Raw genomic sequence first — 12571 nt, 5'->3', positions numbered from 1 at the left:
CATTCACGCTTTTCTTGTTTGTTAACTAAAACTTGATTCTCGTGGCAAATTTAAAACATATTGTGGTTTTTCGACTTTCTGCAATGGGAGATGTCGCAATGATTGTCCCTGTACTTAAAGCGCTAATAAGCCAACATAAAGATGTAAGAGTAACTGTTGTTTCCAGACCCTTTTTTAAGCCTTTCTTTAAGGGCATAGATAGAGTAGACTTCTTTTCTATTGATGTTAAGAAAAGACATAAAGGTTTCTTGGGCTTGATTCGCTTGTTCAAAGATTTAAAAAAAATGAAAGTGGACTATTTTGCTGACTTTCACAACGTGTTGAGATCTCGTATAGTCAGTTCGCTTTTTAAATTAAGTGGCACCCGTGTTGCTACTTTAGATAAGGGAAGGCAAGCAAAAAAAGAACTAACCAGAAGCGAGAATAAGGTATTTAAGCAGCTTCCGACCATGTTCGAAAATCACTGTATTACTCTTGAAAAATTAGGTTTTAAAGTGGATTTAGCTCATCCGGAGTTTCCTGAAGTACCTGCATTAGCTCCTGAGCTTTTACAATATACAGAAGAAAAGAATGCACCCTGGATTGGGATTGCCCCTTTTGCGCAATATGATTCGAAAGTTTACCCTTTAGATCTTATGCAAAAGGTTGTCGATACTTTAGCGGAACGTGAAAAAGCAGTTATATTTCTATTTGGAGGAGGCGAAAAGGAAATTGCCTTATTGAACCAATTAAAGAGAGATAATTATAACGTTATCGTTATGGCAGGTAAAGTGAAGTTAGATGTTGAAATGAATTTAATTCAACATTTAGATGTAATGCTTTCTATGGACTCAGGTAATGCTCACATTGCAGCAATGTTAGGTAAAAAAGTAGTAACTTTATGGGGAGGCACACACCCTTATACTGGATTTGCTCCTTTTAACCAACCCATGGAGTATTGTATTACGGCTGATAGAGAAAAGTACCCTTTACTTCCTACATCTGTTTTTGGCAATAAAATTGTAGAAGGGTATGAAGATGCAATGCGTACGATTACTCCAGAGAGTGTTTGCAATAAGATTATTGAGATTTTACAAAAAGAGAATTAATAGATTTAATTGAATATAAAATGGCTTTTAATATTAAAGATTATATTAGAGATGTTCAAGACTTTCCGAAGGAGGGTGTTGGTTTTAAAGATATTACACCACTGTTGAACAATCACGATGCGATGATGTCAACTGTAAAGGAGTTAATTACACTTCTGGGAGATAAAAAAGTAGATAGAGTAGTTGGAATGGAAAGTAGAGGCTTTTTCTTCGGTACTCTCTTAGCTGCCGAATTAGGTGTTGGTTTTGTACCTGTTCGCAAGCCTGGTAAACTGCCTTTTGACAAGATCTCTCAAGAGTATGCGTTAGAGTATGGTACAGATATGTTAGAAATGCATGCAGATGCTATTAAACCAGGAGAGTTAGTTCTAATTCACGATGATGTTTTAGCAACTGGAGGGACTGCAGAAGCAGTTTGTAAACTTGTTGAACGCCTTGGTGGTAAAATTGTACAATTGAACTTCCTGATGGAGTTGTCTTTCCTTCATGGACGAGAGAAATTAAAAGGTTATGATGTACAAAGTATCGTAAGCTACTAAATTCACGATATATTTATGATTTAACCCTATACAGGATTCTATAAGTAGAATCTTGTATAGGGTTTTTTGCTTTAATACACATTGATTGATAGTGTTTTTAAGCTGAAGTAGATTACGCTCTTGTTCAATGTTGAACGGGAATAGAGAACAACAATAGCTTTCCCCAATCTTTTACCACCCTGATAGGCGAACGCAATAGAAATGAAAAGCATTTAGTTCAACAGCTTTTTATAAATGTAGAGTGGTACAATAAGCGAATAGTAGGTTGACTAAGAAAACTATTATTTAGGCGGTTTTATCAATAAAAACAGTGAATCGGCTTGAACGAGGAGGGGCGGTTGTGTCCGGAATTATCTAATCAACTATGAGGTTAAGTGATTTAAAAACAACTGATACCAAGTAGCTAATAAGACCCTATAAGACTTTAAAGCATAGGATAGTTTCGTTAAGAGATAATCTCCAGTACTACTGTTGTTATCTTGATATTTGCCCTTTCGAAAAAAAAATATGTGACCAAATGTGAAACATGTTGTCTAAAGTACGAATACGAAAGGGAGAAATTGCTATGAAAACCTTTTCGAATTTCACATAAAGTGTTTTTTAAGGTGTATTAAGTTGGTAAAGAATTTGGTAAGTTGAGTTTGATTTAGGGGTAAAGCAAATAATCAACTTACATAATGTTACCATGAGTGTCAAAGTTGTTTAGTGACACATTAAGTTATGATTGTTTTGGTTTGCATTAAACAATTACTTCGGTAGGTTTAATGTAAAAGATCAAAAAGGCTATCTATTTATAGATGGCCTTTTTTGATTTTGGGATTTTGCTGTAGATAATCGTTTATTCAAAGTAGAGTTTGGTGTAAGTCTCCTTTTGATTAATAATAATTATTCGAATACTCGTTTATTTACTAAAATTACACCATTTGTTTGTTTTTGATTTTCAGCAGCGCCGTTATCTCTTAAAAGAGGGTAACTCTTAGATGTAATTTCCACTAAAGTTGCACACTTTCATATTTACCTCAAATGGGTTAATGATTCTTGGGTGTTTTGCGTGAAACGTTGGGAAGAATATGGTAAATAGTAATTTACTACATTATTAAGTGGTTAAATTGAGTTTTTTAGTACCTTTGTGCCTATTATTTTTTAGTATATGATACATTCGATGACAGGGTTTGGTAAAGCTTGTATGCAGTTACCTCACAAGAAAATCACAGTTGAAGTTAAATCTTTGAATAGTAAGAATTTAGATTTAAATGTTCGCTTACCATTAACTTATAGAGAAAAGGAATTACCCCTGCGCAATGTAATTGCTCAAGAACTTGAAAGAGGTAAAGTTGACTTTTCATTGTACTGTGAGATTACAGCAGAAGAAACATCTAATAAAATTAATGGACCTATCGTTGTAGCATATATAAATCAAATGAAGGAGATCATTCCTCAGGCAGATGAGACTGAATTGATGAAGATGGCAGTTCGTATGCCAGACGCTTTGAAAGTTGAGCGTTTGGAATTAGATGAGAGCGAATGGTTAGAGATTGAAAAGGTAATAGCAGAAGCAATCAAGAATATCAACGAGTTTAGACGAAGTGAAGGAAGTACACTTGAGAAAGATTTTCGCCTGAGAGTAGCTAATATCCGCTTCTATATGGATGAAATAACTAAACTGGATGCTGAACGTATTTTGACTGTAAAAGAAAGACTTAGAAATAACCTTGATGAACTTCAAGTTACTGTTGATGAAAATCGATTTGAACAAGAGGTTATTTACTATTTAGAGAAACTTGATATCAATGAAGAGAAAGTAAGATTAGCACAACACTTAGATTACTTTATTGAAACATTGGAAGGCAAAGAAGCTAATGGACGTAAATTAGGTTTTATTGCTCAAGAGATGGGAAGAGAGATAAATACAATGGGATCTAAATCTAACCATGCTGATATGCAGAAGTATGTTGTGAAGATGAAAGACGAATTAGAAAAAATAAAAGAACAAGTTTTAAACGTTCTATAATCCAAATATATACAGCAGCAGTTTTATTATGAAGAAAGGTAAACTGATTGTTTTTTCGGCCCCTTCTGGATCTGGAAAAACAACAATTGTAAAGCATTTACTTGAACAAAAAGAATTGAATTTAGAGTTTTCTATTTCTTGTACCTCTCGAGCGCCGAGAGGTGAGGAAGTAAATGGAAAAGACTACTACTTTATCTCCTTAGAAGATTTTAAAAAGCATATAAAGGCGGAAGACTTTTTAGAATGGGAAGAAGTTTATAGAGATAATTTCTATGGAACTCTAAAATCTGAAGTGGAGCGTATTTGGGCAGAAGGGAAGAATGTGATTTTTGACATAGATGTTGCCGGAGGATTGAGAATTAAGAAGAAGTTTCCAGAAGAGACATTGGCAGTTTTTGTGAAGCCACCAAGTATTGATGAGCTTAAGATTCGCTTGAAAAAGCGCTCTACTGAAAGTGAAGATAAAATCAATATGCGCATTGCTAAAGCTTCAGTTGAGTTAGCTACAGCTCCGCAGTTTGACATGATTATTAAGAATTACGATTTAGATACAGCAAAAGAAGAAGCATCTAATTTAGTTAGAGAATTTATTAAATAAGAGGTAGTTAAAATGAAGGTTGGATTGTATTTTGGAACATTTAATCCTATTCACATAGGTCATTTAGTTATTGCCAATCACTTAGTGCAATTTACAGATATAGATGAAGTTTGGATGGTGGTTACTCCTCACAGCCCTTTGAAGAAGAAAAAAGGTCTTTTAGAGGATTTTCACAGAATACACATGGTGAATTTAGCAACTGCAGATTATGATCATATAAAGCCTTCCGATATTGAGTTTAATCTTCCGCAACCGAATTATACTGTGAATACTATGGCTCATCTGCATGAGCGATACCCTAAGTATGAATTCGCTTTGATAATGGGACAGGATAATCTGGATAGTTTTACGAAATGGAAAAACTATGAGGTGTTGTTAGCAGAGTATTCTATTTACGTTTACCCTCGTATTTTTTCTGGTAAACAAGATGATAATCCTCTCTTAGCGCATGCCAATGTACACTTGGTTGAGAATGCCCCTATTATGGAGATTTCAGCTACATTTATTAGAGATGCGATCAAAGAAGGGAAGAATATTAAACCCTTGTTAGATAAAGAAGTGTGGAAGTATATCGATCACAATCTGTTTTTTAAGAAGTAGAATAATTGTAATATATACATATAAAGAGGAGTGCTACGGCATTCCTTTTTTTAATTTTAGAAGTGAAATAAATAAACAAAAGATGTTATGTTGAATTTTGAATTATATAATCCCACAAGATTGCTATATGGAAAAGGTCAAATAGCTTCCATTGGTCAATTGATCTTACCCAACAGTAAAATTCTACTGGCTTATGGAGGAGGTAGTATCTTTAAAAATGGGGTATACAACCAGGTTACGGAAGCTCTGAAGGACTTCGAAGTAATCGAGTTTGGCGGAATAGAACCTAACCCACATTATGAAACTTTGGTGAAGGCCGTTGAATTAATCAAGAAGAATAAGATTGACTTTATCCTTGGTGTAGGTGGAGGTAGTGTTATTGATGGAGTGAAGTTTATCTCCGCTGCTGTTCATTATGAAGGGGATAGCAAGGAGATTATATTAAATAAAATGAATGTAAATTGGCAAACAGTACCCTACGGAGCAGTCTTGACTCTACCCGCAACGGGAAGTGAAATGAATAACGGAGCAGTCGTGACAATTGCAGAGTCAAACGACAAGTTATCGTTTTCTGGTGAGCCTCTATATCCATTGTTTTCTATCTGTGATCCTACTGTTGTAAGCTCACTACCGCAAAGGCAGATTGCCAACGGTTTGGCTGATTCTTTTGTACACGTATTAGAACAATATATTACTTACCCTCAGAATGCTCCCTTACAAGATCGCTTTGCAGAATCTATACTCTCAGTTATTCTTGAAGTCGCTCCCGCTATCTTATCGGACCCTGCGGATTACGATGCTGCGACTACTTATATGTGGGCATGTACTATGGCTCTAAATGGATTGATAGCTATGGGTGTCAAAGAAGATTGGGTAACCCATGCGATTGGCCATGAACTAACTGCTCTTTATGGTATTGATCACGGGCGTACATTAGCGATAATAGGACCTAATTTGTATCAGGTTATGTTTGATACCAAGAAAGAGAAATTAGCGCAATTAGGGAGACGTGTGTTTTCTATTTCTGAAGGTTCTGAGGAAGAAATTGCCAAGAAAGCTATAGAGGCGTTAGTAGCATTCTTTCATTCTTTAGAGATTAAGACGAAGCTTTCTGACTATACAGCCGATTACCTTCAAACAAGCGATATTATTGTCAATCGATTTCGCTCCAGAGGATGGTTAGCGATGGGAGAACAAAAAAATATAACACTGGATAAAATAAAAGAGATAGTAGAGTTAAGCTATTAAATTAATAACTAACTTTTTTAGCAATTTTGGTTAGGTATCTTTATAAGATACGATGTAAATATTCTCTTATCTATCATTTGTGAATTAATTAGGTATAAATATGTTAACCTTTATTTTGTTTTATATTAATCGTATCACTCCAATTAATCGTTTTTTTATGATTATGGTTTACAATTAATGATTAATATAGTCTTATTGGTATTTTTTCTGTGAAATATCTTAGTGCTGTTAAAAAGAATGGAGTTATTACTATCATTGTTTGCAATAAGTTTTTTATTTACTTTTGGCATAGATATAATCTAAAATTATGAGTGATTATCCAAAGTTTGCGGTAATTGGTGGTGGAAGTTGGGCAACCGCTATTGTAAAAATGCTAAGTGAGAATCTTCCGAAGATTGCTTGGTATATGAGAAATGATACGGCCTTAGAAGAAATCAAGGTTAATTTTCATAATCCAAATTACCTAAGTTCTGTAGAGTTTGACGTCGATCAGCTTTATTTAACTAATGATATTAACAAAGCAATCTCTTATGCTGATTATGTGATTTTTGCTATTCCGTCTGCTTTTTTGAGTAAGGAAATGGAGAAGTTGTATGTCAGCTTGGAGGGGAAAGTTATTATTTCGGCTATTAAAGGTATTATACCTGAAACAAGCCTTATCGTAGGAGAGCATTTTCACACTGTTTATGGGATTCCTTATGATAATATTGCCGTGATTACGGGACCTTGTCATGCGGAAGAAGTTGCCTTAGAGCGTCTTTCTTATTTAACTTTAGCTTGTCGCAATGAGGAGCATGCAAAGACGGTCGCTGATTGCTTGAGTAGTCACTATATTAAAGTAAAAGAGACTGATGATATTGTAGGGACTGAGTATGCAGCTGTATTAAAGAATATTTATGCCATTGCTTGTGGTATGGCTCATGGTCTTGGTTATGGTGATAACTTCCAAGCCTTGTTGATGAGTAATGCTATTCGCGAAATGAAGAAGTTCATTAAGAAGGTGCATCGAATGAAGAGAAATATCAATAACTCTGCCTATCTGGGAGATTTATTAGTGACAGGGTATTCCTTATTCTCCCGAAACCGAATGTTCGGTAATATGATAGGAAAAGGATATACGGTAAAATCAGCGCAAATGGAGATGAGTATGATTGCGGAAGGGTATTATGCCGCTAAAAGTGCTTATGAGTTAAACCAAAAGTACGGTGCCAAAACGCCAATTATCAATGCTGTATACGATATTCTATACAATGGTAAGGATCCGAAGAAGACGTTTAGAAAGCTTACCGAAAAATTAGATTAATTTTTTCTGTTTATTTACGTTATTTGATAAATAGATTCAAAATAAGGTATAACCCTCTGTATTACAGGGGGTTATTTTTATTTTATTTGTTTTCGTATATTTGCTATTTAGAATGTATTGTGTTGTATTTCAGTTGATTACTTTAGTTTCTCTTGGGGGAAATTTTTATATTTAGTTTTGACCCTGTAAAAAAAAATAGAATGGATCATTTAATTAATCACCCTGGTTTACTTGCAGGGTTTGGAATTGTTGTTTTAGTAATGCTGTTGTTGGACTTAGGTGTTTTCAACCGTCATAGCCATACTGTTTCTACGAAAGAGGCCTTGATATGGACTGTGGTTTGGATTGGTCTGGCGATGTGTTTTAGTGGGGTTATATACTATTACATGGATTTCGAGAACTTTGCGCGTTTCCAATCAGCTTATTGGATTGAGAAGGCGTTGTCAGTCGATAACCTCTTTGTTTTTATTCTTGTGTTTACCTTCTTTAAGGTACCCAAGGAACTACATCACCGCGTATTGTTTTGGGGAATAATTGGTGCATTAGTATTTAGAGCTATATTTATTTTTGCAGGGGTTGAGATCATTAACCATACCTATTTACCGGAAATGGAGCTATTTGGTAGAAATGTTGAGATCAATATTGTTTTGACAATTTTTGGTATCTTCTTATTGATTTCAGGTATAAAATCTTGGTTTGCTAAGGATGATCACAGTGATGAACAAGACCTTTCAAAAAACTTTGCAGTGCGTATGGTACACAAGTTTTTTAAAGTGAGTAATGAGTATGACGGAGAGAAATTTTTTACGGTTAAGAACGGGGTTAAAATGGTTACTCCTCTATTCGTAGCATTAATGGTGATTGAGTTTACAGATGTGATTTTTGCAGTAGACAGTATTCCAGCTATTTTTGCTATTGCTCCAGATGACCCTTTCATCTTATATACTTCTAATATTTTTGCTATTCTTGGTTTGAGATCGCTGTATTTCTTACTTGCTAATTTCATGGACAGATTCTCTAAACTGAAATATGGTTTAGCTATTATATTGTCTTTTATTGGTATAAAAATGATTATCTCTCCTTTCTATCACGTTGATTCTATGATTTCATTATCAGTGATTGGTGGAGTTTTAATATTATCAGTAGTAGCTTCTTTTTTATTTCCTCCAAAAAAAGACGCACTATAAGTTATAGTTTATAAAGTTCAAAAGGCTGTCGTTGAAAAACGACAGCCTTTTTGTTATAGGTCAAGTTGGTATATGTTGAACTTTGATATATCTACAGAGCCTTCCTCGACCGATAAGGTCAATTGGTTGTAGGGCTCTGTTGGGAATATTAGATTGGTCATCGTCACTTTTCCTTTGTTTATAAATAGTTCAGTGGAACACTTGTCTACGATTAATCTTGTCTTGTATTTTTTGATTTCGTATAAAGGGCCTTTTATTTTCTTTGAAGTAAATTTTGAGTCAAAGTCAATTTGTCCACTTCGATTTCTATTCATATAGATTTTATCTTTCTTAAAGTGATAGGTATAGGAAATTTCTTCGTTTTCACTATTCGATAAGGTTAAGGTAAAAGATTTCGTACTGACGTCAATGATGTCAAAATCGAGTACAATTTCGAAGGCGCCATTGTTGTTTTCTAACATGGATTTGATTGTTGTTGTCTTGTCGAGTAATCTTGACGGATAACTTTGTTTTTCTACTCTGTGTTGCTTTGTCTCTTTAATTGGAAAACTCGCGACAATAAATTGCTTTTGCACTTTTGTCAATTCTAAAATGCGCGGTAATGTCATCGCATTCTGAAAAGTTGTTGTAGGTGTTTTGTGTGCGTATTGAAGGTTGTTCATCCAGGCTATCCATAGCGTTTTTCCTTTTGGGTGGTTACTGTTAGTCGTTCCCGCATAACAATCGCGGCCAAAGTCGAGTATTTTGACTTCATTGTCTTCATCTGCTTTGAATACGCTACCATCGAAGTCCCCAACTTGATATAGCGTAAAGGCTTTAAATTTCGATTTTTGTGCATTTGTACTATGCATTAGAATCCATTTGGTTTGACTTCCATATTGTAGAGGGAATAAGTCTGGACTGTGCCAGTGATCACTTGGGATGGTATAGGGATATTTGAATACACTTGTTTCTTGCCATTCGAGTAAATTTGCTGAATTGTATATGGCGATTGAATGTCCCATAGTTATTAGCATTACCCAATTTTGAGTTTGCACGTGATAGAAAACTTTAGGAGAACTGAGCTCCTGGCCATTTTTACTTGTTACGATGGGATTGTTATCAAATTGTGTGAAGTTTCCATCAGTATCTAATTTATAGGCTAAGTAAAGCTTGTGGTTTTTATGGGGATACTTATAGAAAGCAAAAGTGGTCTGTTTTCCAAGATTGGAGGTATTAAGTTTGTCAATGACTATGTAGTCTACATTTTTGTTGTGTAGATGATGATATTCGCTGTTGTTGGTTGCCATTTGCCATTGCATTAGATTTTTGGATAGGACTGTCGTCCAATGTGCATGCTGTTGGTCTGTATGGTGTAAGTTGTTGAGAAAGTGAAGTTGATAATGCTGATTGCTATAGCTAAAGGCAAAGGGAAAATCCATCCAACCCCAGGGAGCAGTTAAGTGAAGTAAAGGCCTGTGTTTTTCGAATATTTGTAAGGGAAGATCCTCTTGTTGTGCAATATGGAGCTCGCTAAGTTTTATTTTATTTTCTGAACCAATTTTTAGTTTCAAGGTTTGCCCCTTGAATTGGCTTACTTGTATAGGGTGATAGTATTGTGCCTTGCCTGAGGTAATCTTTGCTGTAAAGCTTAAAGAAGTAGCTTTATTAGGACTGATAAACTCAACTTTGGATTCAGGTTCTCCATTGCAAAAAGGAAGTAAAATAAAATTTGAAGTGATGTCAATAAGCGACTTTTGATTGTACTTCATAAGTTATAGTGATTTAAGGTTTTACTTTTTGTATTCTATCTATTGTTGTGTAAAGTAAAATTACCTTTAAATTGAAAAACTCAATATTATTATAGTATTAAATATTCGTTTGAAATTCAATGATTTATATAGTGAAGAAATCAAATATTCACATTTTAGTTTGTATAGAATTAAGCGGGGGATACATACTTGTATCCCCCGTTTTAAATTCTATTATTTCTTTAGATCTTTTGATGGTTGTGGTGATCCTCTATGGCACATCGCACAACTAACAACATCTATTTTTTCTGGCTCTGCAGCATTTTGCCAATTGAAATTTTCCGCATTAATCTTGCGAGTCATTACAATCATATGACGTGTAAATTCTTTCTCTTTTTTGCTGTCATCAGCAAAGTCTAATTTGTCGCTACCTTCAATTTGAGCGTGACAATAACTACACTTTACACCTAAAGCTTCGTTATAGCCTTTCATCAAGCCTTTCAAACTATCATTAGAAATATCCGCTGGCAATACTTTTAAGTTTTTCCATTCAGATTGTTCTTTTGTTGATTCTGTAATCGTTGTTTTATTATTAAATGCTAATAATATTGTCGCTCCAACGATAACCAATCCTAATCCAAGTAAGTTTTTAATTTTCATAAGTGATTCTTTTTTGAGTAAAAGCAAGTTAATCAAAGAATCATTTGGATTGAATATAAATAATGTGCTTGTATGTGGTTGAAAATTAGTTTATTGCGATTTTATAAGAAAACCCCATTTTTGTTGTCAAATGGCAATTTTTTTAATTCTATTCCTTCGATTGTATTTGCCTGTAGGGTATAATTTTTATCATAAAGCTTGCCACCTTGAAAGAATGTCAACATAAATGTATTGTCTAATTGAAAGATGTTCTCATCAAGTAGTTCAACTTTTAGCGCTTGTTTTGGACCTAATTTTTGAAAGGCATGTCTAAATAGACTGGATGCTCTCTTCTCTCCATTGAGTTCTCCTTGCGCTTGTGAGACAATCATGATTGCTTCAATATCTTCTGCTGTATTGTTATATAAGTAGACGTACCAGCAGTCAGCAAGAAAATTGTCATTGTACTCTTTTACAATTGCTATCTCTACATTTTTTACTTCTGGAATTTCAATGTCTTTTTTCATTGTCAACAAATTTAGGTTGCAAAGATAAAAACTTATTGATGTTTCATTTATAAAATATTTGCGACCCATAGGGGCAACTGTGATTTCTGTATTTGTTTTCGCGGTTGGTATTTTTGTTGTGTTCGTTTGATTTTATCGCTGGCTTGTTCGTGGAGTGCTAATAATAGGTAGCAGTCATTTTGTCTATTAGTCTACTTACTTATCTTGAATTGTTTGATGCTCTTGCTCATTTAATCCTGTTTTGCTATTTGGCATATTACCACCGCAGAACTATACAGTTGCTTTTTGCTTTTATTGATTTCTTCTTTGCCACCTTCCACTTATGATTGTTGAGAGTTAAGTATCGTTTATGACACAGTGAGGTGTTTGCTACTTCGCGTTTTCTTTTGCTTTAGAGGATATTGGGTGGAAGTAATCAGTAGGTGATAGTAAGGTGATTGCATAGTGGTCGCATGAATTTGCCTATAAAGTATGCGATCACTATGCGATCACATGCCGACCACCCTCTCTAAATTTTGTCTCGTCCTAATATAGCTGTACAGTTATTGTTTATAATTCTGCTTTTAACTGTACTCTTGTTTTTACATTCTGATATTGTTTTAGCGGTAAGCCTGAATTGATGTGTTTGGATGAGTCATTTGCTGATCCCAGCCCTACTACTTAAATTCGCTTAAGTGAGTTAATCAAAAGCAAGGTGATAGACAAGGAGATGGCTCTTGCCGTGTCAAGTCACGATTTACAGTATATTGTGGATATCTCCAATTGCGGAGAGTAGAATGGATGGAGAAAGGCAAAGTAATTGAGAATGCAACAAGTGGGAACCACGTTTTTTGCGTGTTATTGATGTACTTTAATAAATGCGTTGAATCCTTTATTTTACACTTAATAATTGGAACAATGTAGACCAATTCGTTCTTGAATTGTCTTTTTGGGCATTTTGGGTTACACAGTGGTGACTATATTTTTTTGAAGTAATTAAATACGCGTTATTTTAATCAAGGAAAAAATAGTTACTTTGTTAGAAGTTTAAAATTTTAATAAAAAAGAAGTAATCATTATTTTTGTGAGTAAGGATACTAAAAGTATATTAAAATAGTTTAG

General features: G+C 34.4%; 11 protein-coding genes. 8 read left to right on the top strand and 3 right to left on the bottom strand.

Annotated features, from left to right (window positions below; genetic code table 11):
- Positions 1-41 precede the first annotated feature (41 nt).
- The 8 genes from NWE55_RS07100 to NWE55_RS07065 all read left to right on the top strand — a co-directional run bounded on the left by NWE55_RS07100 (position 42) and on the right by NWE55_RS07065 (position 8574).
- Positions 42-1088 carry a glycosyltransferase family 9 protein gene (locus NWE55_RS07100; protein WP_160338990.1) on the top strand — a complete coding sequence of 349 codons (1047 nt, stop codon included), beginning with the start codon at positions 42-44 and terminating at the stop codon, positions 1086-1088.
- 20 nt (positions 1089-1108) lie between these two features.
- On the top strand, positions 1109-1627 hold the full coding sequence (locus NWE55_RS07095) for an adenine phosphoribosyltransferase (RefSeq protein WP_155090636.1): 519 nt from the start codon (positions 1109-1111) through the stop codon (positions 1625-1627).
- A 1162-nt stretch (positions 1628-2789) separates the two neighbouring features.
- Positions 2790-3638, top strand: a complete 849-nt coding sequence (locus tag NWE55_RS07090; protein ID WP_155090846.1) for a YicC/YloC family endoribonuclease — start codon at positions 2790-2792, stop codon at positions 3636-3638.
- 28 nt (positions 3639-3666) lie between these two features.
- Entirely contained in the window at positions 3667-4236 is a 570-nt protein-coding gene (gene gmk, locus NWE55_RS07085; protein WP_155090637.1) for a guanylate kinase, read from the top strand.
- A 12-nt stretch (positions 4237-4248) separates the two neighbouring features.
- Complete coding sequence (gene nadD, locus NWE55_RS07080) at positions 4249-4836, top strand: nicotinate (nicotinamide) nucleotide adenylyltransferase (protein WP_155090638.1); 588 nt, start codon at positions 4249-4251, stop codon at positions 4834-4836.
- Positions 4837-4923: 87 nt separating this feature from the next.
- Positions 4924-6084 (top strand): iron-containing alcohol dehydrogenase, encoded by a 1161-nt coding sequence (locus tag NWE55_RS07075; protein ID WP_155090639.1) that lies wholly within the window; start codon positions 4924-4926, stop codon positions 6082-6084.
- A gap of 307 nt (positions 6085-6391) precedes the next feature.
- Positions 6392-7387, top strand: coding sequence for an NAD(P)H-dependent glycerol-3-phosphate dehydrogenase (locus NWE55_RS07070; protein WP_155090640.1), 996 nt, complete (start codon positions 6392-6394; stop codon positions 7385-7387).
- Between the two features lie 200 nt (positions 7388-7587).
- A complete protein-coding gene (locus NWE55_RS07065; protein ID WP_155090641.1) occupies positions 7588-8574 on the top strand; it encodes a TerC/Alx family metal homeostasis membrane protein in 987 nt (328 codons plus the stop codon).
- 53 nt (positions 8575-8627) lie between these two features.
- On the opposite strand, the gene NWE55_RS07060 is transcribed toward NWE55_RS07065, so the two are convergent.
- The 3 genes from NWE55_RS07060 to NWE55_RS07050 all read right to left on the bottom strand — a co-directional run bounded on the left by NWE55_RS07060 (position 8628) and on the right by NWE55_RS07050 (position 11470).
- A complete protein-coding gene (locus tag NWE55_RS07060) occupies positions 8628-10325 on the bottom strand; it encodes a glycoside hydrolase family 32 protein (RefSeq protein WP_155090642.1) in 1698 nt (565 codons plus the stop codon).
- Between the two features lie 213 nt (positions 10326-10538).
- On the bottom strand, positions 10539-10964 hold the full coding sequence (locus tag NWE55_RS07055) for a c-type cytochrome (RefSeq protein WP_155090643.1): 426 nt from the start codon (positions 10962-10964) through the stop codon (positions 10539-10541).
- Between the two features lie 101 nt (positions 10965-11065).
- Complete coding sequence (locus NWE55_RS07050; RefSeq protein WP_155090644.1) at positions 11066-11470, bottom strand: hypothetical protein; 405 nt, start codon at positions 11468-11470, stop codon at positions 11066-11068.
- Positions 11471-12571: the final 1101 nt, after the last annotated feature.

Origin of the sequence: Myroides albus (genome assembly GCF_024722315.1) — a bacterium.
In the GTDB taxonomy this organism is placed as follows: Bacteria; Bacteroidota; Bacteroidia; order Flavobacteriales; family Flavobacteriaceae; genus Flavobacterium; species Flavobacterium album_A.
This window is presented reverse-complemented; position numbering and strand designations above follow the sequence as displayed.

What these genes read in the sequence shown, in the direction of transcription:
- NWE55_RS07095 (WP_155090636.1), top strand. Translation starts at nt 1,109, where the DNA reads ATGGCTTTTAATATTAAAGATTATATTAGAGATGTTCAAGACTTTCCG.
- NWE55_RS07090 (WP_155090846.1), top strand. Translation starts at nt 2,790, where the DNA reads ATGACAGGGTTTGGTAAAGCTTGTATGCAGTTACCTCACAAGAAAATC.
- gmk (WP_155090637.1), top strand. Translation starts at nt 3,667, where the DNA reads ATGAAGAAAGGTAAACTGATTGTTTTTTCGGCCCCTTCTGGATCTGGA.
- nadD (WP_155090638.1), top strand. Translation starts at nt 4,249, where the DNA reads ATGAAGGTTGGATTGTATTTTGGAACATTTAATCCTATTCACATAGGT.
- NWE55_RS07075 (WP_155090639.1), top strand. Translation starts at nt 4,924, where the DNA reads ATGTTGAATTTTGAATTATATAATCCCACAAGATTGCTATATGGAAAA.
- NWE55_RS07070 (WP_155090640.1), top strand. Translation starts at nt 6,392, where the DNA reads ATGAGTGATTATCCAAAGTTTGCGGTAATTGGTGGTGGAAGTTGGGCA.
- NWE55_RS07065 (WP_155090641.1), top strand. Translation starts at nt 7,588, where the DNA reads ATGGATCATTTAATTAATCACCCTGGTTTACTTGCAGGGTTTGGAATT.
- NWE55_RS07060 (WP_155090642.1), bottom strand. Translation starts at nt 10,325, where the DNA reads ATGAAGTACAATCAAAAGTCGCTTATTGACATCACTTCAAATTTTATT.
- NWE55_RS07055 (WP_155090643.1), bottom strand. Translation starts at nt 10,964, where the DNA reads ATGAAAATTAAAAACTTACTTGGATTAGGATTGGTTATCGTTGGAGCG.
- NWE55_RS07050 (WP_155090644.1), bottom strand. Translation starts at nt 11,470, where the DNA reads ATGAAAAAAGACATTGAAATTCCAGAAGTAAAAAATGTAGAGATAGCA.